Source organism: Sphingobacterium multivorum, from assembly GCF_900457465.1.
GTDB lineage: Bacteria > Bacteroidota > Bacteroidia > Sphingobacteriales > Sphingobacteriaceae > Sphingobacterium > Sphingobacterium multivorum.
Genome location: NZ_UAUU01000011.1, coordinates 1,210,499 through 1,234,741, shown reverse-complemented (window position 1 = coordinate 1,234,741; position 24,243 = coordinate 1,210,499). Strand labels below are relative to the sequence as shown.

At 39.3% G+C, this 24,243-nt stretch carries 29 protein-coding genes and 1 pseudogene; 19 read left to right on the top strand and 11 right to left on the bottom strand.

Features of this window, described 5'->3' with window-relative positions:
- Window positions 1-34: 34 nt before the first annotated feature.
- A complete protein-coding gene (locus DTA23_RS22550; RefSeq protein ID WP_070567815.1) occupies window positions 35-370 on the bottom strand; it encodes a DUF3276 family protein in 336 nt (111 codons plus the stop codon).
- 267 nt (window positions 371-637) lie between these two features.
- On the opposite strand from DTA23_RS22550, the gene DTA23_RS22545 reads away from it, so the two are divergent.
- From DTA23_RS22545 to DTA23_RS27270, 7 genes are all read left to right on the top strand, one after another.
- A complete protein-coding gene (locus tag DTA23_RS22545) occupies window positions 638-1,519 on the top strand; it encodes a LiaF transmembrane domain-containing protein (protein ID WP_083296035.1) in 882 nt (293 codons plus the stop codon).
- Between the two features lie 3 nt (window positions 1,520-1,522).
- Window positions 1,523-2,569 carry a sensor histidine kinase gene (locus DTA23_RS22540; RefSeq protein ID WP_070567817.1) on the top strand — a complete coding sequence of 349 codons (1,047 nt, stop codon included), beginning with the start codon at window positions 1,523-1,525 and terminating at the stop codon, window positions 2,567-2,569.
- The gene (locus DTA23_RS22535; protein ID WP_070567819.1) at window positions 2,562-3,302 is read left to right on the top strand and encodes a LytR/AlgR family response regulator transcription factor; all 741 of its coding nucleotides are present in this window, start codon (window positions 2,562-2,564) and stop codon (window positions 3,300-3,302) included. Before DTA23_RS22540 ends, DTA23_RS22535 begins: the two co-directional genes overlap by 8 nt.
- Before the next feature lie 31 nt (window positions 3,303-3,333).
- Entirely contained in the window at window positions 3,334-4,590 is a 1,257-nt protein-coding gene (locus tag DTA23_RS22530) for a serine hydrolase domain-containing protein (protein WP_112376109.1), read from the top strand.
- The gene (locus DTA23_RS22525; protein WP_112376108.1) at window positions 4,587-4,763 is read left to right on the top strand and encodes a serine hydrolase; all 177 of its coding nucleotides are present in this window, start codon (window positions 4,587-4,589) and stop codon (window positions 4,761-4,763) included. The genes DTA23_RS22530 and DTA23_RS22525 overlap by 4 nt, the downstream gene beginning before the upstream one ends.
- 153 nt (window positions 4,764-4,916) lie before the next feature.
- Entirely contained in the window at window positions 4,917-5,891 is a 975-nt protein-coding gene (locus DTA23_RS22520; protein WP_112376107.1) for a 2-hydroxyacid dehydrogenase, read from the top strand.
- Window positions 5,888-6,046 (top strand): hypothetical protein, encoded by a 159-nt coding sequence (locus tag DTA23_RS27270; RefSeq protein ID WP_172462497.1) that lies wholly within the window; start codon window positions 5,888-5,890, stop codon window positions 6,044-6,046. The genes DTA23_RS22520 and DTA23_RS27270 overlap by 4 nt, the downstream gene beginning before the upstream one ends.
- On the opposite strand, the gene DTA23_RS22515 is transcribed toward DTA23_RS27270, so the two are convergent.
- A complete protein-coding gene (locus DTA23_RS22515) occupies window positions 6,043-6,900 on the bottom strand; it encodes a mechanosensitive ion channel family protein (RefSeq protein WP_239468838.1) in 858 nt (285 codons plus the stop codon). The two genes, DTA23_RS27270 and DTA23_RS22515, sit on opposite strands and share 4 nt — an antisense overlap.
- Window positions 6,901-7,045: 145 nt before the next feature.
- On the opposite strand from DTA23_RS22515, the gene DTA23_RS22510 reads away from it, so the two are divergent.
- The 7 genes from DTA23_RS22510 to DTA23_RS29715 all read left to right on the top strand — a co-directional run bounded on the left by DTA23_RS22510 (window position 7,046) and on the right by DTA23_RS29715 (window position 12,742).
- Window positions 7,046-7,912 (top strand): AraC family transcriptional regulator, encoded by an 867-nt coding sequence (locus DTA23_RS22510; RefSeq protein WP_070567827.1) that lies wholly within the window; start codon window positions 7,046-7,048, stop codon window positions 7,910-7,912.
- A 2-nt stretch (window positions 7,913-7,914) separates the two neighbouring features.
- A complete protein-coding gene (locus DTA23_RS22505; RefSeq protein ID WP_046675442.1) occupies window positions 7,915-8,340 on the top strand; it encodes a DUF983 domain-containing protein in 426 nt (141 codons plus the stop codon).
- Window positions 8,341-8,366: 26 nt separating this feature from the next.
- A complete protein-coding gene (locus DTA23_RS22500) occupies window positions 8,367-9,545 on the top strand; it encodes a cysteine desulfurase family protein (RefSeq protein ID WP_239468837.1) in 1,179 nt (392 codons plus the stop codon).
- Between the two features lie 81 nt (window positions 9,546-9,626).
- Complete coding sequence (locus DTA23_RS22495; RefSeq protein WP_046675441.1) at window positions 9,627-9,953, top strand: HesB/IscA family protein; 327 nt, start codon at window positions 9,627-9,629, stop codon at window positions 9,951-9,953.
- A gap of 252 nt (window positions 9,954-10,205) precedes the next feature.
- Complete coding sequence (gene asnA, locus DTA23_RS22490; protein WP_236560234.1) at window positions 10,206-11,252, top strand: aspartate--ammonia ligase; 1,047 nt, start codon at window positions 10,206-10,208, stop codon at window positions 11,250-11,252.
- 237 nt (window positions 11,253-11,489) lie between these two features.
- Window positions 11,490-12,014, top strand: a complete 525-nt coding sequence (locus tag DTA23_RS29720; protein WP_256604617.1) for a DEAD/DEAH box helicase family protein — start codon at window positions 11,490-11,492, stop codon at window positions 12,012-12,014.
- Window positions 12,011-12,742, top strand: coding sequence for a helicase-related protein (locus tag DTA23_RS29715; RefSeq protein WP_256604616.1), 732 nt, complete (start codon window positions 12,011-12,013; stop codon window positions 12,740-12,742). Before DTA23_RS29720 ends, DTA23_RS29715 begins: the two co-directional genes overlap by 4 nt.
- A gap of 184 nt (window positions 12,743-12,926) precedes the next feature.
- Here the strand turns inward: DTA23_RS29715 and DTA23_RS22480 are convergent, their stop codons facing one another.
- The 6 genes and pseudogenes from DTA23_RS22480 to DTA23_RS22465 form a co-directional block, all read right to left on the bottom strand.
- Entirely contained in the window at window positions 12,927-13,655 is a 729-nt protein-coding gene (locus tag DTA23_RS22480) for a menaquinone biosynthetic enzyme MqnA/MqnD family protein (RefSeq protein ID WP_112376106.1), read from the bottom strand.
- The gene (locus tag DTA23_RS30635; protein WP_370445127.1) at window positions 13,648-13,788 is read right to left on the bottom strand and encodes a hypothetical protein; all 141 of its coding nucleotides are present in this window, start codon (window positions 13,786-13,788) and stop codon (window positions 13,648-13,650) included. The genes DTA23_RS22480 and DTA23_RS30635 overlap by 8 nt, the downstream gene beginning before the upstream one ends.
- Window positions 13,757-14,275, bottom strand: a complete 519-nt coding sequence (locus tag DTA23_RS22475; RefSeq protein ID WP_370445126.1) for a histidine phosphatase family protein — start codon at window positions 14,273-14,275, stop codon at window positions 13,757-13,759. The genes DTA23_RS30635 and DTA23_RS22475 overlap by 32 nt, the downstream gene beginning before the upstream one ends.
- A 13-nt stretch (window positions 14,276-14,288) precedes the next feature.
- Window positions 14,289-14,414: a hypothetical protein gene (locus tag DTA23_RS29710; protein WP_256604615.1), complete on the bottom strand. Its 126-nt coding sequence runs from the start codon at window positions 14,412-14,414 to the stop codon at window positions 14,289-14,291.
- 364 nt (window positions 14,415-14,778) lie between these two features.
- Window positions 14,779-15,486, bottom strand: a complete 708-nt coding sequence (locus DTA23_RS29705) for a radical SAM protein (RefSeq protein WP_256604614.1) — start codon at window positions 15,484-15,486, stop codon at window positions 14,779-14,781.
- A gap of 103 nt (window positions 15,487-15,589) precedes the next feature.
- Window positions 15,590-17,424: pseudogene (locus DTA23_RS22465) on the bottom strand (ABC transporter ATP-binding protein).
- A gap of 265 nt (window positions 17,425-17,689) precedes the next feature.
- Between DTA23_RS22465 and DTA23_RS29700 the strand changes: the two are divergent.
- The 5 genes from DTA23_RS29700 to DTA23_RS22455 all read left to right on the top strand — a co-directional run bounded on the left by DTA23_RS29700 (window position 17,690) and on the right by DTA23_RS22455 (window position 19,813).
- A complete protein-coding gene (locus DTA23_RS29700) occupies window positions 17,690-18,100 on the top strand; it encodes an aminotransferase class I/II-fold pyridoxal phosphate-dependent enzyme (protein ID WP_256604613.1) in 411 nt (136 codons plus the stop codon).
- Entirely contained in the window at window positions 18,091-18,264 is a 174-nt protein-coding gene (locus DTA23_RS29695; protein WP_256604612.1) for a hypothetical protein, read from the top strand. The genes DTA23_RS29700 and DTA23_RS29695 overlap by 10 nt, the downstream gene beginning before the upstream one ends.
- 81 nt (window positions 18,265-18,345) lie before the next feature.
- Window positions 18,346-18,564 (top strand): aminotransferase class I/II-fold pyridoxal phosphate-dependent enzyme, encoded by a 219-nt coding sequence (locus tag DTA23_RS29690; RefSeq protein WP_256604611.1) that lies wholly within the window; start codon window positions 18,346-18,348, stop codon window positions 18,562-18,564.
- 86 nt (window positions 18,565-18,650) lie between these two features.
- On the top strand, window positions 18,651-18,866 hold the full coding sequence (locus DTA23_RS29685) for a hypothetical protein (protein WP_256604610.1): 216 nt from the start codon (window positions 18,651-18,653) through the stop codon (window positions 18,864-18,866).
- 113 nt (window positions 18,867-18,979) lie between these two features.
- Window positions 18,980-19,813, top strand: a complete 834-nt coding sequence (locus DTA23_RS22455) for a prephenate dehydrogenase (RefSeq protein ID WP_112376105.1) — start codon at window positions 18,980-18,982, stop codon at window positions 19,811-19,813.
- A 56-nt stretch (window positions 19,814-19,869) separates the two neighbouring features.
- Here the strand turns inward: DTA23_RS22455 and DTA23_RS22450 are convergent, their stop codons facing one another.
- The 3 genes from DTA23_RS22450 to DTA23_RS22440 form a co-directional block, all read right to left on the bottom strand.
- A complete protein-coding gene (locus tag DTA23_RS22450) occupies window positions 19,870-21,015 on the bottom strand; it encodes a tetratricopeptide repeat protein (protein WP_204991041.1) in 1,146 nt (381 codons plus the stop codon).
- Between the two features lie 124 nt (window positions 21,016-21,139).
- Window positions 21,140-21,523 carry a hypothetical protein gene (locus tag DTA23_RS22445; protein ID WP_088162243.1) on the bottom strand — a complete coding sequence of 128 codons (384 nt, stop codon included), beginning with the start codon at window positions 21,521-21,523 and terminating at the stop codon, window positions 21,140-21,142.
- 102 nt (window positions 21,524-21,625) lie between these two features.
- A complete protein-coding gene (locus DTA23_RS22440) occupies window positions 21,626-24,238 on the bottom strand; it encodes a TonB-dependent receptor (protein ID WP_112376103.1) in 2,613 nt (870 codons plus the stop codon).
- Window positions 24,239-24,243: the final 5 nt, after the last annotated feature.

The window sequence follows — 24,243 nt, the reverse complement described above, 5'->3', positions numbered from 1 at the left end:
TTTCTTTCTTTCATTCAGATTTCGCTCTACAATACTAGAACGAAAAATCATCTTTTGACCGAACACCCGCTTCTTCAGCGTATGCATCATCAAAGTTAGGCTCATAACGTTTCTCGATTACTTCCTGATTAGACTTGATGTAATTAACTACATCTGTCAAACCCTCAGCGAACTTTTCAAAATCTTCTTTATATAAGAAAATCTTATGCTTAATAAACTGGCCATCCTCAAAGCGTTTCTTGCTTTCTGTGATAGTAATGTAGTAATCGTTCGATCGAGTTGCTTTTACATCAAAAAAATAAGTACGCTTACCTGCTCTCACCTTTTTTGAAAAAACTTCTTCACGTTCTTTGTTTTCAAAATCTCCCATTGGTTGTTATTTAAGTTTAAAGTAATCTTAATCTTTGATAAATATATAATAATTCATTTTAATACACCAAATAATATTAAAAAAAAAGACAATTACGCATAAAAATGGCAGTTCCCCTTCCTAACATAGGCTAGATAAAAATTAAACAACAAGATTTTTTACCGACGAAATCATTACATTTACCGAAAATATAAGTTGTATTACCTAAAGCAAATATGTAGAATATATTTGTGCCTCTATCTTTGAGTCATAAATAGTAAAAACATTATGGAAAAAGAACCCATCATACCAAACAGCAATAATAGCCGCAATATTGTAGGAGCAATTGTGATCATCGTAGGTATATTCTTATTATTGAATAACCTCAATTTAGGAAGCTGGTTTCCGGATTGGTTATTTGGCTGGCAAACGATATTAATCATTATTGGATTGGTCATTGGCATAAATTCCCAATTTCAGAAAAAATCGGCAATTATCCTATTGATCATAGGCGGAGCGAGCCTTATTTCAAGAATGATGCGTACAGACTTTGGTTCTGTAACGGTCCCTATCATCATCATTTCGCTCGGGATCTACTTTATCATGAGCAAAAGGAAACCGCCGATGGTTCCCCCAACTTACCCTAATCCGCCACAAGGCTCTTACGACTGGGATAAGCGAGTCAGTGTACCTGTAGAGGGCGCAACTGAGAGCAACATTACGGATCAGGAATCAAGACCATTTAATGAACAATACGGTTCAAGCCAACAAGCCTCGCCTAATCAGCAGGCTTTTGGCGACAAAGAGAAAGGTTCCTTTCACCAGTCATTTGAGGACAACCTCAATCTGAACAGCATCTTTGCGGGTCAAAAGAAAGTCATTTATTCCAAAAACTTTAGAGGGGGCAATTTGACCAATGTATTTGGAAGCGTAGAGCTAGATTTAACGAAAGCAGATATTCAGCAGCCAATTGTGATCGATACGTTCCAATTGTTTGGCAGCGCACGTATAATTATCCCCCCACATTGGACAGTATTTAGTAACGTCGCCTCGGTCTTAGGCTCTGTCGATGACCGTCGGTTCCAAACGATTTATAACCCCGATACAGATAAAAAAATCTATATAACAGGCACCTGTATTTTAGGTAATTTAACCATAAAAAATGCTTAATAGATGAAAAGCAAGCTGTTCCTCAGTGTTAAAAGTCGACTAATTGGCATTATCTGTGTATCCGTATTTATCGGATATCTTGCATTACAATACCTATTGATGCTTCGTTCTGGATTTGATCAGCAACTTGCATTCAAGGATTCATTTATAAACAGTATGGTGATGATGTTTTGCTGCTATGGCATGTCATCAGCACTCAATTTCTACACCCCACAACCCCGGGAGATTTGGAAAGTACTCATCATCGGTTTAATCATGGGCGCAATAAGCATCGCATTAAGCCGATTCTTGATGAGTTACTTTATCCAATCGACCTTTACCCCATTGCTGGACTTAACATTACCTTATCGGGGCATCGTTAACTTCCTCATTTTGACTTCTGTTGCCATTATCAACATTGTCTGGAATATTCAGGAAGACAATATCAACAATATCAAACGGAAGCAGGAATCCGAAAATTTACTTCGGGAAGCCGAACTGTATAATCTAAGACAACAATTACAGCCTCATTTCCTCTTCAATAGCCTCAACTCCATTATAGCACTTATTGGCGCCAATCCGGATGAAGCCCGAAACATGACGTTCCAGCTATCGGACTTTTTAAGAGGAACACTAAGAAAAGAAAATAATCAAATTATCACACTTGAAGAAGAACTCGATCACCTTCAACTTTATCTCGATATTGAAAAAGTACGCTTCGGTCATCGACTCAATACATCCATCTCTTCTTCAGAAGAAATTTTTAACAATAGATTGCCTGCCATGATTATTCAGCCACTGGTGGAGAATGCGATTAAACACGGGTTATATAATGTAACGGATCAAGTAGAAATTAAAATAAAATGCCATTCGAATGATGGCCAACTGCTGATCCAGATTACCAACCCATTCGATACCGAAGAACAGTCAAAACCAAAAAAAGGCACTGGATTTGGACTATCGAGTATTCAACGCAGATTATATCTCCTTTATGGAAGAAATGATCTACTGGAAACTCAAATTCAGGACAACATATTTATTAGCACCCTAAAAATACCTCAATATGATTAAAGTCGTAATTATCGATGATGAACCCCTTGCACGCTCCATTATTGCGGGTTACCTAAAAAATGAAGCCGATATATCCATTGTGGCGGAATGTGGTGATGGCTTTGAAGCTGTTAAGGCTATCCATACGCACGAACCGGATTTAATTTTTCTGGACGTACAAATGCCCAAATTGACCGGATTTGAAATGCTTGAACTCGTTGACGACCCTCCGGCGGTCATCTTTACGACCGCTTTTGACGAATACGCCTTGAAAGCTTTCGAAAAGAACGCCTTGGATTACCTATTAAAACCAGTATCACCAACACGTTTCAAAAAAGCTTTAGAAAAATTCAGAGCAAGCTACTCCGCACCTGAGAAAAAAGTTCAACCCAACTACGAAGTGCTTACAGCGCAGGACGAAACAAAAATCGACCGTATTGTTGTCAAAACAGGCACCCAGATCAAGATTATTCCGATTGATACCGTCAAATACCTGGAGTCTTATGACGACTATGTTAAAATTCATACCAAAGATGGCATGTACCTGAAAAATAAAACAATGGCATTTTTTGAAAAATCTTTGGATCCGAATCAATTTGTCCGTATACACCGATCTTTTATCATTAAAGTGGATCAGTTGGCCAAATTGGAACCTTATGAAAAGGATTCGTATATTGCTGCACTGACATCAGGCGAAAAGCTCAATATCAGTAAATCAGGCTATGCCCGATTAAAACAATTGATTGGAATTTAAACATTCCGTAGATTTGTGCCCATCAATCGTTATGAAACATTTTATTACAATAGTATTGCTGGGCATCACATCTTACTCCTTTGCCCAAACGAATCCTGCAGAACAGATCAATAAAGGAGTTTACAATAAGCTGGAATTTTTTATCAATTCCCAGATGACAGACTCCGCCTATAATTTGGCCAGTGACACCTTCAAACAACAATTTAGCTTAGCCAAATTCACGCAAGTACTACAGGAACTCTATCCCTTAGGAAGGGTAAAAAGCTCAACCATAAAAGAGTTTGAAAAAGGGCTTGCAACCTATCAGATGGACTTCGACAGCCAATCGTATGAGGTTCTTTTTGCAACGGACACAACCTTAAAATTCAATACATTAAAATTCACTCCTCTGGCAATCAAGCCTCAAGTGGAAAAAACTATTGTGGTACCTGCCACACAGAAATCAGTCGATAATGACGACCTTTTTGTCGATTCTGTTGCAAATGCTTATTTGAAACAACAAAATACGCAATCACTTGCAATTGGCATTCTAAAGAATGGACAAACAAAAAGCTATTTCTATGGTGAGACTGCCAAAGGCAACCAAACAGCGCCTACAAAAACTTCTACCTATGAAATTGGTTCGTTAAGTAAAGTTTTTACCGCTATACTTTTGTCAAATCTTGTCGAAGAAGGAACGATAACCTTAGATCAGCCTATTGCGCTATTTCTTCCTGATACACTCAAGAAAAATGAAGAACTTTCAAAAATAACGTTTCAAATGCTGGCCAATCATACCTCTGGCTTACCTAGACTTCCTGACAATCTTGACAAAGTCAAAGGATTTAACGAAAACGACCCCTACAAAACATACGACAAAAAAGCACTTTATAATTACCTCGCAAGCTTTAAAAACAAAAAAAATCCAGGTGAAGAATACGAGTACAGCAACCTTGGTTACGCTGTATTAGGAGACATTATATGCAGTATCTATAAAAAAAGTTATGATCAGCTTGTAAAAGACATCATCTGTAAACCACTTGAAATGAGTAATACCTTTCAAGTATTAGACCCTAAGAGAAAAGATACTTTTAAAGTATATAATAAAGAAGGCCAGGAAGTGATTCCTTGGTCATTTGACGCTTTCGGTCCCGCTGGCGGATTAAAATCGACACTCGAGGATCTGCTTAAATTTGCGAATGCGCAATTCAAAATGCCGCAGACTCCCTTGGAAAATGCGATGGCAAATACCAGATTGTTTACTTTTTTCTGCCTCCAGACACCGACTTGGGACTCGCATGGCATATGAACCTGATTGACGACCTAACGGTCTATTGGCACAATGGAGGAACTGCCGGAAGCAGCTCCTATCTAGCCTTATCGCCCGATAAAAAAAGTGGCGTTATCATCTTGTCCAATTCTGCCATTTCTGCCGATGATAAGGGTAAAGCTATTTTAGATTACATACTCCGTAAAAAATAAAGTTCAAAAAATAGAGAATAATGAGCCATATTGAAACAACAATATGGTTTTTTTTGTTGTTATAGCGATGAGTGATCATTAATTTTGACTAGAAGAAAACACAAATTGGTTTACCAAAATCAATCACAAGAAAGCTAAAGAACAGCTATTTGCATGAAGATATTTATCACTAAAAAAATACCACAAAAAGGTATAGATTTATTAAAATCTGCCGGTCACGATCTAACGATACACGATTCAGCTGATCCCCTATCCGAAAGGCAGCTTATCGAAGCGAGCCAACAGGCCGATTACGTGCTGAATGGTGGGATGCAAAAGTTTGATGCTAATTTTTTCCAAAACTGCCCAAACCTTAAAGCCCTATCCCTCATGAGTGTCGGCTATGACAATGTGGATATCGCTGCCGCAACACAGCATGGAATACCTGTAAGCAATACGCCAGGCATACTTTCGGGAGCAACAGCTGATGTCGCATTCCTTTTAATGCTATCGGTATCGCGGAAGGCATTTTTCAACCACAAGAGAATTTTGCAGGGCGAATGGAAAGGTTTTGATCCAACGGCAAACCTAGGCATCGAGCTCAACAACAAAACACTGGGTATTTATGGACTGGGACGAATTGGCTTTGAATTCGCGAGAAAAGCCAAAGCAGCGTATAACATGGATATTATCTATTACAATCGGAGCCGTAATGAGGAAGCAGAGCAAATTCTTGGCGCACGATATGTGAATTTCGACGATCTGCTCACGCGGAGCGATGTCCTTTCAATCCATGCGGCGTTGACAGCGGAGACTAAAAACCGGTTTGACAAAATGACATTTGCGCGCATGAAAAACTCCGCTATATTGATTAATACCGCCAGAGGCGGATTGGTCAATGAAATAGATCTAACAGAAGCTCTAGAGACTGGCCAACTATGGGGTGCCGGACTTGATGTGACAAATCCTGAACCGATGGATCCGAAAAATCCACTGTTAAATATGGAAAATGTCTGTGTACTGCCACACATCGGGTCTGCTACAGAAGAAACGCGGGATAATATGGCAATGATGGCCGCCAGTAACTTACTGGCAGCAATTAAAGGCGAAAAAATGCCGCAGATTATCAATAAAGAGGTATATCAATGAAACGAAGATTTTTTCAGATTTTAAACAGCTTAAATAAAGCCATCTTACCAAAATACGGTAAGATGGATCCCTTGAAATTAAAAAAGTACCAGCAGGCTATCATTGCCTACCGGTACTTTGTCCTTTTACACGCCTTGGGAACAGATCAGGACTAAGCTTTTGCAGTCCCTAGGTCGCTTGAATTCGAAACAATGCTAATCTGTGTCGGATTGGAAGATAAACTAATATCGTTCCTTTCCAGCTCCAACATAATCTTTTCCTGCATTGAGTTTCGAGCAGCGACATAATGCTCTCTTTTCGTCCACGCACGAACGGTTAAAACCATGGCACTGTCTCCCAATTCTTTGATAAAAACAGTTGGCTCTGGAGTTGTCAACACATTTTCATTCGAATGGAGAACTCTTAATATAATATCTTTCGCTTCTTTCACATTTTTATCATAAGAGATACTGATGGTATATTCAAACATGCGTTGCACAATTTTCGTATAGTTTTTAATAACCGAATTGGCCAAAGGGCCATTTGGGCTAAAAACACGTACACCATCATCGCCTATTAAAGTGGAATACAAGATATCAATCCGTTCTACAGTACCTGCGGTACCATTTGCACTCGAGATGGAATCCCCTACCTCAAATGGTCTAAACATCAAAATCAGCACTCCGCCGGCAAAATTACTCAGACTTCCCTGCAGCGCCATACCAACGGCCAACCCAAAGGCGGATAAAGCAGCAATAAAAGAAGTTGTCTGTATTCCAATCTGACTTGCGACGGTGAGGAGCAACATCACCCACATGACGATCTTTACAATACTGGAGATAAATGCCCGAATAGAGGGATCTACATTCTTCTTTTCGAAACGTTTATGTAATAAGCGATCTACAAAATTGATCACATATTTCCCAAGAATCAATAGGATAATTCCACCTATAATCCCCGGAATAGACTCAATGACAATATCGGTCAAACGACCAAATCTACTCCCCAAACTATTTAAATTACTTTCCATGTTGTAAAATATATTTTAAACCTCTAGGCACAAGGATTGTTCCAACATATCGTATACCGTATCAAAATATAAAAATCATTGAAAAACACCATAAAAGACCAAATAAACACCACTGTTAAAAGAATATTTAGCGTAATTTTGCTATATGAATAGAAAAAATACCATTCCGATTATTGATAGTTGTAGCATTGATCTCAATAACAAAACAACGATTCATATTGATGATCTAAAAGAATATATCATCAAGCATCAGGATATGGTATTTCCTCACAAACATAATTTTTTCCATTTTGTGCTATTCACCAAGGGCTCAGGAGAACACATTATTGATTTCAATCATTACAACATTGAACCTTATCAAATCTATTTTATGGTACCAGGTCAAGTTCATACCTGGAACTTTACAGGTGACGAAGAAGGCTATGTTGTCAATTTTTCCATTGACTATTTTCAGTCTTTTCTCTTAAGAACCGATTACCTGGAACGCTTCAGCTTCTTACAGGGTAAAATTGAGCAGCTTATTTTTGTTATTGCGGAACAATTTCGCAAGCAGGCTATTCACATTCTTGAACAAATTGCTTCCGCAAAAGCGGCAGGTCAATCGGAAGACTATATCCGTACACTTCTGCTCCAATTTATATTGTATATCTCAATTTCTACAGAAAAAGATCATCAAGAGCACAGTACGCCATATAATCACAAAATATTCAATAGTTTTCAGCAATTGGTTGAACAGCAATTCAGATCTACCAAATTGCCCAGTGTGTACGCAGATCAGTTATTTATCACACCCAATCATCTGAATGCGATCTGCAAATCCTACATCGGACAATCAGCAGGTGAAATTATACGAAACCGGATTGTACTCGAAGCGAAGCGACTATTGGTCAATCGAAACTTAAATATCAATGAGATTGCAGATGAGCTGCAATTCAATGACAACTCATACTTTACTAAATTTTTCAAAAAATCCGCTGGGCTCACACCAGAAGAGTTCAGAAAACAACTATAACTATGGAAGAGGTTAAATACGAATTATCTGAATTTAAAGCTGCATGGCAAGCGAAATGTCCAAGATGCCGGATCGGCCATGTGTACCAAGGTCCTGCCTATGGTCTTAAAGTACAAAAAATGAATAGCCATTGCGAATACTGTGGACTTCGTTACGAGCGTGAGCCAGGTTATTTTTATGGTGCCATGTATGTTACCTATGCGTTCTCCATTGCAGAAATGGTTACGGCTTGTATGGCAACCTATATCCTGACAGGCAATGATTCTTCTTTTATACTCTATGCAACCGTTGCTATCATGAGCGTTGTTTTAATGTCGCCATTCAACTACCGTTATTCCCGTATCATACTGATGTATTGGTTGACCCCGGGCTTGAGATATGATCCAAATGTCAAAAAAAAGGAAGTTGATGTGAAGGCTTCAGCATAACCTTCATTATCCTTATCTTTATCCTGATGAAGGATATGATTTATTTGGACAACAACGCAACAACGCGAATTTTGGATGAGGTATGGAATACCATGACGCCCTACTTCATCCAAAACTATGCGAATGCATCGAGTGTCTATCACCAAATGGGGCGTGAAGCCAATGCCGCCGTCCAACTGGCTAAAGCGCAAATAGCTGAAGCACTGAATTGTTCACCAAAAGAACTATTTTTCAATTCAGGTGCAACAGAAAGTATTAATACCGTAATCTGTGGCATATTTGACAAATATCAATCCAAGGGAAATCATATTATCACCGTTTCAACAGAACACAAAGCTGTATTAAGCTGCTGTGAACAACTGACGAAAAAAGGAGCGCAGATCAGCTATCTCCCCGTCGATGCACAAGGAATGATTCGTATAGACGATTTAAAAAATGCGATGAGCTCCCAGACCATACTCGTTTGCATCATGGCGGCCAATAACGAGACAGGAGTATGCACATCGCTAACTCAAATCGCCACTATTTGTAAGGAGAAAGACATCTTATTTTTCTGTGACGCTACGCAGGCTATTGGAAAAATCAACATTGATCTACAAAAAGTCCCGATTGACCTTTTATGCCTGAGCGCGCATAAACTTCATGGCCCGAAGGGAATCGGTGCCTTATACATCCGTCGAAAATCGAAGCCGATTCAGATTGCTCCGCTGCTTGTAGGTGGTGGTCAGGAAAGCGGATTTAGAGGCGGCACATACAACGTTCCAGCTATCGTCGGCTTTGGAAAAGCCCTGTCTCTGATTAATCCAGCATCTTATGATACGGTCGAACGAAACCGCGATCTATTGGAAGAACTTTTAAGTGATATTCCTGAAATCATCATTCATGGAAAAAATGTACCCCGCCTACCCAACACCAGTTACATTAGTTTTAAACACATCCTAGCCAGCGAAATAATGACTGCCTGCCCTGCTTTGGCCCTTTCCTCGGGCTCAGCCTGTGTAACCGGGTCCAGAGAACCGTCCCATGTTTTAATGGCTATGAATGTTTCCAAAGAAGATGCATTGTCGGCCATTCGCTTTAGCTTAAGCATATTTACGACTCAAGAGGATATTATACAATGCGCTCAATTGGTCACAGATGCGGTTCGCAAAATCCGCGATCAATCCCCCATCTGGCAACTTTTCAAAGCTGGCCTGATCGATTAATTTATGACATTCTAAAAACTTTATAACAGGCGAAATATAACAAGATTGTATGTATCTTTGTGCTATACAAAGGATATTACTATGATTACAGTTACTGACAAAGCAAAAACTCGTATCGAGGAAATCATGAAGGATGAGCAATATGACAGCAATTACTTTGTGCGTGTTGCTGTGGAAAGTGGCGGTTGTTCGGGCTTGAGTTATAAGCTGAACTTCGATAACGAAGAAAAAAAAGGTGATCAATTTTTCGAAGATAAAGGCGTGAAAGTCTGTTTGGATATAAAATCGTTTTTATACCTAGCAGGTACAGAACTGGATTATTCCGATGGTTTGAACGGAAAAGGTTTTGAATTCCATAACCCTAATGCGAGCCGGACCTGTGCATGCGGCGAAAGTTTCTCCGTTTAATCAATCACGTCGATCCACCATAAATAAAAGAGCCCTGAAATATTCAGGGCTCTTTTAGTAAGTAACCAAACACTTTTAGTTGCACCAACAAATTATTAGTTTTATAATTAAATATTGACCTACCTTCATTTTGTTAGAATTTTTTTATTTTTTCAACTTTTTAATGGATAAATATTAAAAATCACAACCAAACAGATTAACCAGTGATATTTTCATACTTTTGTAGGAAATAACTGAATAAAAAATAAAACCATGCGTATCAATCCGCACATGGTATTTCATTTAACTCATATGGAGGGAAGAAAACTTTTAAATACCGAAGTTGCTATCAGCTTCGTTAAAGATACATTTGTCCAACAACTAAAGAAAGCATTAAATTTAATTCCGATCTCATCGCCTTTGGTGGTTTTAGACGGCACAGGATTAAATGATGACTTAAATGGAATTGAGCGCCCGGTATCATTTCCGATTAAATCATTGAATGAAAAAAGGGCTGTCGTCGTACATTCATTGGCAAAATGGAAAAGAGTCCGTTTAAAAGAACTTGAAATGTTACCCGGGGAAGGCATCGTGACCGACATGAAAGCACTGCGTCCTGATGAAGATTACACCCCTATTCATTCGATATATGTAGACCAATGGGATTGGGAAAAAGTAATCGATAAAGATCAACGTACTTTGGCCTTACTGAAAGATACCGTATTAAAAATTTACGATGCATTACGCTATACAGAACAACAGGTTGAAAGCAAGTATCCACAGATAAAAGCTATTCTTCCAGAAACCATTACATTTATTGCAGCAGAAGAACTTCTGCAAAAATATCCTAATCTAACTGCAAAAGAACGTGAAAATACCATCACAAAAGAATATGGTGCAGTATTTTTATATGGTATCGGCGGGGCACTCAGCAATGGTGTTGCACACGATGGTCGCGCAGCAGACTACGACGATTGGAGTACTGCAAATGAGGCTGGACACAAAGGATTGAATGGAGATATTCTCGTATGGAACCCCATCTTAAATTCAGCCTTTGAGCTTTCTTCCATGGGGATTCGCGTCGATAAAACCGCTTTGGCACATCAGATGGAAATCAGAAATTGCACTGAAAAATCCAAACTGACTTTCCATAGCATGCTTCTCAATGATCAATTGCCGGAATCTATGGGCGGTGGAATCGGACAATCCCGTGTCTGTATGTTTATGCTCAAAAAACAACATATTGGAGAAGTCCAAGTCAGTATCTGGGAAGAGGACAAAAAAGAAACATTAAGACAAGAAGGTATTGATATCCTATAAAACAATACTTATGGAAAATTAATAACTCGGCAACTATACCGCGTGTTTCAGTATACCGATAAAAATCAAGGCAAGGTAATCATCTTTTATAGACTGATTACCTTGTTTTTTTAATTACAAAATGCCTAAAAAATTTTCATTCGAGTTTGTTCCTTTCAAAATAGCGGTATTTTGTATTTTTGCTGAATGCAGCTAGAAGCTATTTTAAATAAATTAGGTATCTCATCCTTAAATGAGATGCAAGAAAAAGTAGTGGAATCGTACCAAAAAGATCATGATTTCATCTTACTTTCACCCACAGGATCTGGCAAAACCTTGGCCTTTTCATTGCTCATTTTAGAGCAACTGAAGGAAATCGTTCGGGAGGTTCAAGTACTGATCTTAGTGCCGACCCGCGAACTGGCCTTACAGATAGAGCAAGTGCTTCGCAAGGTAGCCACTGGCCACAAAGTCACCTGTGCCTATGGCGGTCATAGTACCCGTATTGAAAAAAATGAATTCAAGGATGCTCCCGGAATTATTATAGGAACTCCAGGACGCATAAAACAACATATCGAAGAAGGAAATTTTGATCCTTCCGGTATTCATACCCTCGTGCTAGACGAATTTGATAAATCGTTGGAACTGGGATTTCAGCAACAAATGGATTTTATTATTCGACATATACCGGCCATCAGATCGCGGATATTGACTTCTGCAACGATGATGGATGCAATTCCGCCTTTTACACAGATAGAGGAGCCTATTCTTGTCGATTTTTGAATAATTCACAAAATATACCCCGCATTACAATTAAAAAAGTAGTTGCCCCTGTTCAAAAGAAATTGGAGGCACTACTAAAACTTATCTGCAAGATTGGGACGAAAAAAATGATTATCTTCTGTAACCATCGCGATGCCGTCGATCACATCAGCGAACTACTGGATAATCGCAATATTATTCACGACACCTTTCATGGCGGACTTGAACAGCAAGATCGTGAACTGGCGCTTCTCAAATTCCGTAATCATTCCAACAATGTTTTGATCACGACCGATTTGGCTGCAAGAGGGCTGGATATCCCCGAAGTTGATGCCATTATTCATTATCAGCTACCGCATAAAGAAGATGGCTTTATTCATCGCAATGGACGTACTGCGCGTATGCAGGCAAAGGGTGATGTCTATGTCATCTTAAAGCCGGAAGAAGCGTATCCCTATATAGCGGAGGAAATACCTGAAGAGGAATTTCCCGAATACTATGATCTTCCTGAAAATTCACCTTTCGCCACACTTTATGTTAGTGCTGGAAGAAAAGACAAAGTCAATAAAATTGACATTGTAGGTTTTCTCCTGCATTTGGAAGGTGTTGAAAAAGACGACATTGGTATAATAGAAGTGAAAGATAAGGTCGCTTATGTCGCCGTTAAAAGAAAGCTTGCTCCTTTTATTATCAACAAGGCAAATGGGCAAAAAATCAAAGGACGTAAAGTAAAAATTGGACGTACTTAAAGGTCCAAAACATTGGTTAATTGGAATTCAAGTGTAAAACGGTGGCTTCAATTCTTGTATTTTCTTCTTTGGAAATCAATCGCCAGGTAAGCCTTCACAATACCGTGTAAGGCTTACCTGGCGATTCTGATTTAAAATTTTTCAGGGTATGTCATCGTTCCTGTTCAGGCCAAGCACCCCCGGGTTAATCCAATTCTTTTAAATACCGGAGATACAATTGTACAGCTTCGCGTTTCTTGGCTGTCAAATGGAAATTAAGATGCTCTGTCAGATATTTGGTATAATCAAAGTCCTCAAATTCTGGGAGACCGGCTATCACATCGGTTGCATGTTCAACGCCATACGCTAAAGCTTCATTGAATTCCTCTACAAAAGAGTCGGGAAGTTTTTTGTTACTTACCCATAAGGCAAAAGCGAAAGGAAGTCCGGTGAAATTAAACCACTCTTCCCCCAAATCATAAACATAGGGTATTGCATTCTTCTTACCGAAAGTACGATCCCCAATTAAAACATAGGCATCTGGCTCGATAGATTCATCAGCGATCAATTCCACATCCTTTTTCCAATAATTTTTTATCAATACACGTGCTAAACCATTTGAAGTGCGCGATTGCTTATCTAAACGTAAAGTTTTTACCTCTTCAATGGGTTTATTGGCAAAAATAAAGACAGAATCGACAGCACCTTCCGTGCCGATACAAAAATCGGTATTAATATAGTACTCGGGTAGACTTAATAAGGCAGCTGTCGGTATAATCCCGATATCAGCTTGATCGTCGATTACTTTCTGTGCACAGGCACTTGGATAATCGACGCTCAAGTCGATTTGCTCCATCACTTTCGATTTACGTATTCCATTCAAAAATGGATAAGTATTGGTATACGATACGGCAGAAACTCTAATTTTATTCATTTATCAATGCTTCTAAGTGTGCGGTATTGTAATGGTCTACAATCTCAAATTGACCATTATCATACAGCAATTTATATAAAGCAGTATTTGTATGCGGGAAATCATCCATATAACGGGCATCGACACCAGTCATTAGACAAAGCATAATCCGTAAAGCACGACCGTGCATACAGACTAATATGTTTTTTTTCATCTGTCTGAGCGAGCATATGATCCAAGGCGACTTGTTGACGCGCCATTAATTCATGAGGAGACTCTCCGTTTTCGATACTGACATCCAATTCTCCATTGCGCCATGCTGCGACCAATTTTTCAAAACCAGCTAGCAACTCCGGTGTTTGTTCTTTTCCTTCATAAACTCCCCAGCTTATTTCATCCAAACCAACAAGCTGTTCCCAAGGTAAATCCAAATCAATGAACCCCTGTACAGTTTGATGAGTACGCAATAAAGTGGAGGTATATATCTTATCAAAAGGCACCGTACTATAGTGATCAAAGAAAGCCTGAGCTTGAGCTATGCCCATTTTATTGAGTGGGGAATTAACACCCCGCCCCTGCACAATACCTCTTAAATTTAGATCAGTCTGTCCGTGTCGTATAAAATAAAATGTCTTTTTCAACGTGCGATATGAGTTATGAATTGACAACAGGTAATGCGTAATAGCTTTTCTTTTGATCAACTTGATCAAAAACAACATCATTATAATCGGATACCACATTGTAGAGGGTATCTCTTTCCAATCGGATGGCGTCCAACATTTTTTATCAGCTCGACAACCTCTTGTGTGGTCATCCCCGGTTTTTGCTCTTCTGCTCCTGCCATGCTGTATATTTTTGTCGTATCATCCAGTGTTCCGTCTATATCATCGACCCAAAAGCCAAGGACAACTGGGCCGTATCTCTAGATATCATTGCCCAATAAGCTTTAATATGATCAAAATTATCCATGTAAATTCGAGCGATCGCGTAATTCCTGAGGTCTTCAATAACGGATACCTCCGGAATATGGGACATTTGATTCTCCTTGTTTCTAATTTTAGTGGAATAAAGGTCTGAAAACCGCCAGTCTTATCCTGTAGCTGTCTTAAGCGCTCCATATGATCGACACGATGCCAAAACTGCTCTATATGGCCGTACAGCATGGTTGCATTGGTATGCATGCCCAGCTTATGCGCCTGCTCATGAATATCCAGCCATTGTTCGGCTGTGCATTTATCATGTGCAATCTGCTCTCTGATTCTGGATGAAAGATTTCCGCACCACCGCCCGGCATAGAATCTAATCCGCAGGATTGCAGATACTTCAATCCGTCGTAATGGCTCAATTTTGCTTTCTTGAAAATATAGTAATACTCTACAGGTGTAAGTCCTTTGATATGCAACTCGGGGACGATGTGCTTTACATTTGCGAAAAAAATCGGCATAAAATTCGAGGTTCTGCTTAGGAACAACCCTCCGGTGATATGAACTTCAGTAACAGCCTCCTTGTCGTACTTTTTCACAATATCCATCATGCCGTCGACTTCCATCTCCCAACCTTCAGCCCGTTCTTTTATTAAGCGGGAATACGAACAGAACTTACAGTCATATACACAGACGTTAGTCGGCTCGATGTGAAAATTACGATTGAAAAAAGTATGATCACCATGGCGTTTCTCGCGAATATAGTTAGCAAGCACACCAAGGTAGCCTAACTCACCTTTCTCATACAAAAGTACGCCGTCCTCAAAAGTGATACGCTCCTCTCGCAAAACTTTCTCCGCTATATCTCTCAATTCGACAGCTAAATTCTTATCGTTAATCAAGAAATTCAATTTATCTATTGCGTTCATTAAATGTATCTCCTATCTTAAATCAAATGTACCGAAAAGGCAACAAAAGTTATAATAAAAAATGTGACAACAACTAATTTGACATAGCTCTTAGAAAAGGATCCTAATCTGTAAATTGTTGCATTTCGATTAATTTACGGTATAATCCTTCTTGCTGTATCAGCTCACTATGGCTACCTGCTTCTACGATCTTTCCGGCTTCAATAACCACAATTTTATCCGCATTCTGAATGGTACTTAAACGATGGGCAATCACAACCGTTGTTCTATTGTCCATTAATTTATATAAGGAGTCCTGCACCAACTTTTCAGATTCGGTATCTAAAGCAGAAGTCGCCTCATCAAGAAGCATGATCGGTGGATTCTTCAAGACAGCTCGTGCAATACAGATCCGCTGACGTTGGCCACCAGATAATTTACCGCCCCTATCACCTATGTTGGTCTGATAACCCTGTTCCGTTTTCACAATAAACTCATGCGCATTCGCAATCCGTGCAGCGGCTTCTACTTCCTCTTGACTGGCCGAAAGATTAGCGAATGCAATATTATTGAAGATTGTATCATTAAACAAAATGGACTCCTGATTGACGACACCGATCATGTCCCGTAAAGAATCCTGGTCTAAATCCCGTAAATCAATACCGTCAAACAAAATTTGCCCCCCAGTAACGTCCATAAAACGCGGAATTAAATCAACTAAAGTTGATTTTCCCCCACCTGAAGGTCCCACCAACGCAATAATCTTCCCTTTTTCTATAGTCAAATCGATGTTCTGTAGAATCTCTTTATCTTTGGTATACGAAAAATTCACCTGATTAAAGACAATATTCTTCTCAAAGCTTTTCACAAGCTTCGCGTCGGCGCGATCTTTCACTTCCGTCCGTTCATCGATAAGTTCCAATACACGCTCACCCGCAGCAAGACCATTATGAATACCGCTGAAAGAATCTGTTAACGCCTTTGCCGGACGCATCACCTGTGAAAAAATAGCGATATAGGCAATAAATGCGGGCGCCGTTAAATTCTTGTCACCTGAAAGCACCAAATGGCCGCCATACAAAAGAATAATAGCCACCATAATTACCCCCAGCAATTCGGACACAGGTGAACTTAACTGTTGTCTTTTAGCCATAGCACGACCGATATTGGCGTAACGTTCGTTCTCATTATGAAACCTGTTCTTAATAAATGAAACGGCATTGAAAGCTTTGATAATTTTTATTCCAGACAATGCTTCGTCCAAATAGGAAATCATATTTCCATACGATTCCTGTGCCGCATGCGCTTGGCTTTTAAGATTCTTAACGATTCTAGAAATCAAAAATGCAGAGACGGGAATGACCAAGAGTGAAAAGAATGTCAATTGCGCAGAGATATTAAAAAGCATCACGATATAAGCGATCAATTGCAAGGGCTCTTTAAAAACCACCTGTAAAGTCCCCGTCACAGAATACTGCACGACCTGTACATCAGACGCACTTTAGAAACAATATCTCCTTTTCGTTGTCCTGTAAAATAACCGACATGTAAATCCATTACACTGTCAAATACCGCTCTACGCAATTTGAGCAAAGTATGAATACGGAAATTCTCCATAATGCGTTGACAGAAGTAGCGAAACAGATTACTGATAAATACGGAGATCACAATTGCAATACAGACCCTTTGCAATGCGCCATAGGCACCAAACTGCTCATTTGCCATCGATGCATAGTAATTGAACCAAGCTAAAATATCTGTGTACGCTTCAGGTTTCACGACTTCAATAGCTGCTTCACAAGCCTCTTTTCCGGTTTTAAAAAGTGTATGGAGTAAAGGAGCAAGTAATGCCAAATTCAACGTGCTAAAAACAACCGTGATCAGCGTGCAAATTACATAGGGGATTGCAAATTTCTCAATGGGTTTAGCAAACGATAAGAGCCTAAAATATGTTTTCATTTATGTTGAACTAAGACAAATTACTTTTACATCAAAAGTAATTCGTCGGTCTCTCCTCTAACTTCCAGATTTTTGACGAGGAAATTGAACAAAAATAACAAATTAATCAAGAAAAGCACATATCCTGGCAAGGGACTATAAAATTGTTGCATCGCAAGAATAAAGCATTCAGCTTGTTCAGCTTGAAAAATCGATAAAAAAATCTCCTTTTAATAGATAATTCCCTAATTTAGCCTTATTCAAATACCAAATTTATTAAAATAAAATGCAAATAGACGTTGCCAAAAGATTGCAGCACACTGAAGAATATTATTTCTCCAAAAAATTAAGAGAAATAGATGAGTTGAACAAACAGGGAGCGCGTGTAATCAACCTAGGAATTGGAAGTCCAGACTTACCCCCGCATCCGGAGGTGATCGAGACATTAATTACGAATGCCCAACTTCCAAATGTGCATGGCTATCAAAACTATAAAGGCTCACCTGCCCTACGACAAGCCGTTGCAGATTGGTATCAACGTTATTATAACGCGACTTTTAATCCCAATACCGAAATATTACCCTTAATTGGGTCAAAAGAAGGCATTGTGCATATCTGTATGACCTACCTGCAGGAAGGGATCAGGCACTTATACCTAATCCTGGCTACCCTGCTTATGCGGCCGCAGTGCGGCTGAGTGGTGCTGAAGCGATTACCTATAATCTTACACAAGAGCAAAATTGGCTTATTGATTTAAATGAGCTCAAAAAACAAGACTTGTCAAAGGTTAAACTAATGTGGATAAACTATCCCATATGCCAACAGGTGCCTCCGCACCCGATGCATTTTATCAAGAGCTGATTCAATTGCCAAAGAGCATAATATCCTGATTTGCCACGATAACCCATATAGCTTTATTTGACAGATACACCAAAAAGCATTATGAGTATACCTGGCGCCAAAGATGTGGCTATCGAATTGAATTCGCTGAGCAAATCTTCCAATATGGCGGGATGGCGAATTGGTGTGCTCGTGGGTGCCGAAGAACGTATAAACCAAGTGCTTCGTTTCAAAAGCAACATGGACTCAGGCATGTTTTTACCTGTTCAGCTGGCCGCGGCGAAAGCCTACAACTTGATGCCTCCTGGTATGCTGATCTAAACAAAATTTATGCGGAACGGCGCCAAAAGGTTTATGAGATCATGGATTTGCTGGACTGTGCTTATCAAAAAGACAAGTAGGTCTATTTGTATGGGCGCGTATTCGGAGAAATACGAGATGGCTATGCCCTGAGTGATGCTGTTTTGGAGAGATCACGGGTATTTATTACACCGGGTGGAATTTTTGGAGATAAAGGCGATCAATATATACGCATCAGTCTCTGTGCTACGGTAGAGGTACTCAAAGAATCAATCCAACGTATTAAAATAATTTTAACACATTCGATTTCGGGCGCAGCTTAACTGCTTTGAAATTATCGATAGAATAATTGATCAACAAACAACCAGGGTATGAAGCGTTCGATGTATAACATTTGAACAAAAATACGCTTAATATAATTGTTTATATATGAACATTGCCATTGGTAGGCGTAGGCTTGATCGGCGGCTCAGTTGCCATTCGCCTAAAAGAAACAAAATTCTGCGACAAAATAATCGGTGTAGATAAGAGTCAAAAGAACTTAGATAAAGCGATGCATATCGGCTTCATTGACGAAACAGCAAGCTTAGAAGATGCGATTAAGACCTGTAAAGTATTGGTGCTCACAATTCCTGTTGATGCCATTTTACATGTTGTTCCTCAAATCTTGGATCTGGTCACAGACCAGGTTGTCATCGACATGGGATCAACAAAAACGAATATTCTGAATAAAATAAAGGATCATCCCAATAGAGGCCGTTATGTTGCAGCCCATCCCATGGCCGGAACAGAGTATTCTGGGCCTGAAGCTGCAATAGCAGGCTTATTCAAAGGAAAAATGATGGTGTATGTTGAAGCATTTAAAACGGATGAGGATGCTTTCGAGATTGCCGATGCCATCACCGACCAATTGGAGATGCGCAGCTGTTTTATGAATGCAGATGAACATGATGTGCATACGGCTTATGTATCCCACATTTCTCACCTGACCTCTTTCGCCCTCGCCTTAACAGTATTGGAAAAAGAGAAATCTCAAGGGCGTATCTTTGAGCTTGCAGGCTCGGGATTTGAATCTACAGTACGTCTTGCCAAAAGTTCGCCCGATATGTGGACACCTATTTTCAAGCAAAATCGCGAAAATGTACTCGAAGTACTCGAAGAACATATCAAGCAGCTTCAATCCCTGCACGATTCTATTGCCACGGAGGATTATGACAAATTGCACAAACTTATTACCCGTTCCAATAAGATAAAAAGGATCATTAAATAAAGGCTGCTCTAGTTAGAGCAGTAGGTATAAAAAGTCCACCAAAAGGTGGACTTTTTTTATTCATCTTCCAATTCATTGAATTTATCCAGGTCGGCTTTTGCCCCGATAGGATCACCCAATTTTTCACGAATTGCTGCGCGATATGAATACAAATCAGAATAATATGGATTCAAATCGATCGCTTTCGAGTAATCTGCCAGTGCGCCTGGTAAATCCTCCAACTTTTCATTCAAATCGGCTCGTAATGAATACACATAAAAATCTTCCGGATTGAGCGTAACAAGGCGATCAAAATCCAATAATGCTTCCTCAAAATTTCCCAACCGCTCAAACAAAGATGCCCTTTCTTCGTATACGATCGATGAATCACGATCTATTTCCTCCGCCTTGGCATAGTCTTCCAGCGCACTTTGGTAATTACGATAGGATTCAAACACTTTAGCGCGAAATATATAGGCGGCAGAACGATTCTCATCAAGAGCAATAGCCTGATTGAAATCAGACAATGCCAATTCAAAACAGGTCAATTTCAGGTACAAACTTCCTCTAAAAACAAACAGGTTGCTATCCTTGTTGTCGGATTCCGCAATAGCAGAAGAATAAAGACCGATTGCTTTTAGATAGCTATAGCAATGAACATATTCAAGTCCCAATGAATTTATTTCGTCAGTACTCAGGTGCTTTGGCTTCGATTCCAGCTCTTGAATAACCAAATTATCGGCCTCAAAGTAAGTGAGTTCAGCTTGATTCTCCGCCCATTCCAATACACTATGGTAATTAAAATCCAGTCTCTTGGCAATCTGATAATCATAGAAAGCACCTTCGTCTTCATCGATGAGTCGATAAACTAAACAACGGCTCGCATAAAAAAATGGCTCCTCTTTATACTGTTCGATTGCGCTTGTAAACGTTGCAATAGCTTGGTCATATGCCGCTATTTTAAAATAATAAAGCCCCAAATAGCTATAGGCAAGTGCATGATTGGTCAAAGCAATCGCCTGCTCAAGTAAAGCGACAGGATTACCATCGCCACTGATTCCGACATTAAATCCTTCCAATGTAGATCTAATCGCGCTCTGTTGGACGGTGTCTAACCAATCAGCGGAAAAAGATGAACTCGCTTCCGGAAAAAATGATGAAATAGGTAAAAAAGAAAACTTAGCAAGAAGTACGGGTACTGGCAGTGTAAAATCTGATTCCACAAAAGTATTGTTTTGTAGAATGACAGCTAGATTTGAAAACATATGCTTCATACCCAAAACTAAGCTAAATTTCATTACAAAAGAAATCTAACGGGAGATCAGGTATTATAATCGGGTATTCTTATCAACTAATTTCACCTGTCAGGTATAAGTATTTATAGCGGACAATATCCCTCGAATTTGTAAATTTGATTAATTTTTCCTTTTTGAAAACATAATTGGAAACCTTCTCTTCCATCAAACGCAGGAATTCAACAAATTCAGCAAAAAAGTCTTGACGTTCTCCTGGTGTAAACTGGCTGTTTTTTACAATCCAAAAGAATTGCTCTTCATTTACATGGAAAGATACCTCATTTTTCTTTTCTTTTCGAAAAATAAAGATTGGGTCATTTTCTTGGTTAATAAATAAAGCAAATCCTGTATTTCCACCATCCAAATTAACAACAAAAGCAGAAAAATGGACAGTACCGATCTGTAAATTTTCCAGACAAATTAATTTATGCAACATCAGGTTGACAATTAGATCACCTAAAATTATTAAGTTTTTATTAAAAAACAAAAAAAGGCCCACAAAATAATTGTGGACCTTTTGTATTCGACGTAAATCTTATTAGAATGTAAATTTCACAGATGCATTCCAAGTTCTACCCTGTCCGATCAAAACAAAATTGGAAGTATCAATACCATTCCAAGTATTGTTCACATCTGTCACCAAGTTACTCGAAGTAGCTTCCGAAATATAGAACTTATTCAACACATTGTTCATGTTAACACGGAAACTCATGCTGTTCTTGTCACTTACTTTGACATTGTAAGAAAGACCGGCATCCAAAAGATTAAAAGACGGTAATTTCATATAACGTCCATAAGTTTGGCCATCTATTACTTCTCTACGATAATTCGATGCATACAAACGCTCATAATATCTGTAGTTTGCGTCAACAGACAAACCCTTAAACACTTTATATTTAGCACCAAATCCATAAGAAGTTTGCGCTGCGTTACCAACATGTTCACCGGTTAAGTTAACCTGAGAACGTCCCAATTCGACGCGGTTATCGTTACGTATAACAGAGTTTACTGCGCCATCGTATTTCCAGTCACCTATCGATAAAAACCCTGTTAGGCTTAATTTTTCGATTGGGCGGGCCTCAAAATCAACTTCTACCCCTCTATGCACCTGTTTTACACCGTAATTTGTTGTATATAAATAGGCACCTTCGACCAAAATACCAGGATCATTTGTTGGGTTGTATTTTTTCACATCATCTGCCGTCGCTAAACTCGAACTACCCGTAACACGGTTTTCCCAAGTTGTGCGGTAAACATTCACATTCACATCCAAGAATCGAGAAGCAAATTTATAACCAGCCTCTAAACCAAGGATTTTTTCATTTTCAGCATTTTCATTAATATCATTTGCAAAATTCATGAAAATATTGTTTTGATAAGGCTGACGGGAATAGTACCCCGCATTACCAAAAACACTATGATGTCCCAATGTATAACTTACACCACCCTTCGTATTGTAGCCAAAGTTGTTCACGTCTTTAGAATCCTCATTACCTGGTGTGTATTGAAAATAATCAGAACGTTTGTTTTGTTGTTCGGAAACCGATCCTTGGAAAAACGCTGTAAAGCCATTTTTCGCATATTCCAATTGACCGAACAGACCGCCATAACGGATGTATTGATTGTAATCCCAAGCTAAACGATCTTCACGCGAATCAGGTTTGCTTGAGAAAGCTTTCCAAGGATTTGTTGAGTATGTATTGGTAACCAATGGCTTATTAGGGAAATTAACATTACCGCCCAATACAACACCATTTGTATTTCCTAGTGGATCTGTCAATTTACGATAATGTGTACCCTTATAATCTCTCACATCAAAACCCACATTAAAATTCAGGGACTCTGAAAGCTTACGGTTATAATTGGAAACTATACCAAACCACTGATGATTGTTCACATCAGCAGCCAAATATTTGCCTTTGTTGTATTTATCACTTCTTAACGATTGACCGCCCCCAGCAGCTAACGACGCATAAACGACAGTTGACAAAGATGATTTATCATCGATGGTCCAATCCCAGTTCAAGTTGGCTACCGGCTTATGATAAAAGTTCTTTTGCGCATTCATCATCACGCCATTTGCATCCTTATAATTGTCGTTGTAACGTCTGCCATTAGCAAGATAGTTAGACAATTTTGAGGTATATCCTTGGTTGTGCCACTGTGGTGCACCGGTTACCATGAAGTTCAGGTTGTGCTTTTCATTTGCTTTGTATCCAACGGACAAGAAATAACTTTGTCCAGCACCTTCCGTATGATCCATATAACCGTTACCTGACCATTGCGTAAACATAGCCGAAACAGCAAAACCGTTTTTCATCAGACCGGTATTGTAACCTACTGTTGCCTTCATAAACATATCGTTACCAACAGTAGTGCGGACAAAACCACCTTCTTTCATTGCGGTAGATTGTGTCACGTAATTTACGGTACCGCCGACAGATGAAATCGCTAATTTAGATGATCCCAAACCACGTTGAATCTGCACTAAAGAAGCAATATCTGTAAGTCCCGACCAATTTGACCAATATACACTTCCATTGTCCATACCATTGATCGGCTGACCGTTCAACAAAAATGCGGTATTGGACTGATCAAAACCACGTGTTGTCATAGAAGACTCACCAAAACCTTTTGCCTGACCAGTGATATAAACCGACGGGGTATTAGCTAGTGCTGAAGTAATATCCTGTGCGCCTACCCTTTCCTCTAAATCCTGTTTACGGATCGTCGAAACGGCAATCGGCGTCTTTCTTCCCGCAGCAATATCAATAACACCATGACCAACAACAACAACCTCATCCAAATTTGTTGAAGATCCAGCCGTAAAAATTGGATTGATATTCAACGATTCCCCCGATTTCAGCATGATGTTTTCGAAAACAACAGGCGTTTCGCCAATGTAAGTTACCTCTACTTTGTAGGGGCCTCCTTCTTGAAGATTTGAAATTTGAAATTTTCCTTGGGCATCGGCTGAGCCACTTACAACTTGTCCACTTGGGATGTGGGTAATTTTAATGGTTGCTCCTTTAACCGTTTGTCCAGTAGCTTCTTTGACAACTCCTGAAACCGAACTAGTATTTGCTGTTTGACCATGAACGGCACTATAACTAGCAAAAACGAGGGCAAAAAAAAGTAAAGACTTTTTCATGTTAG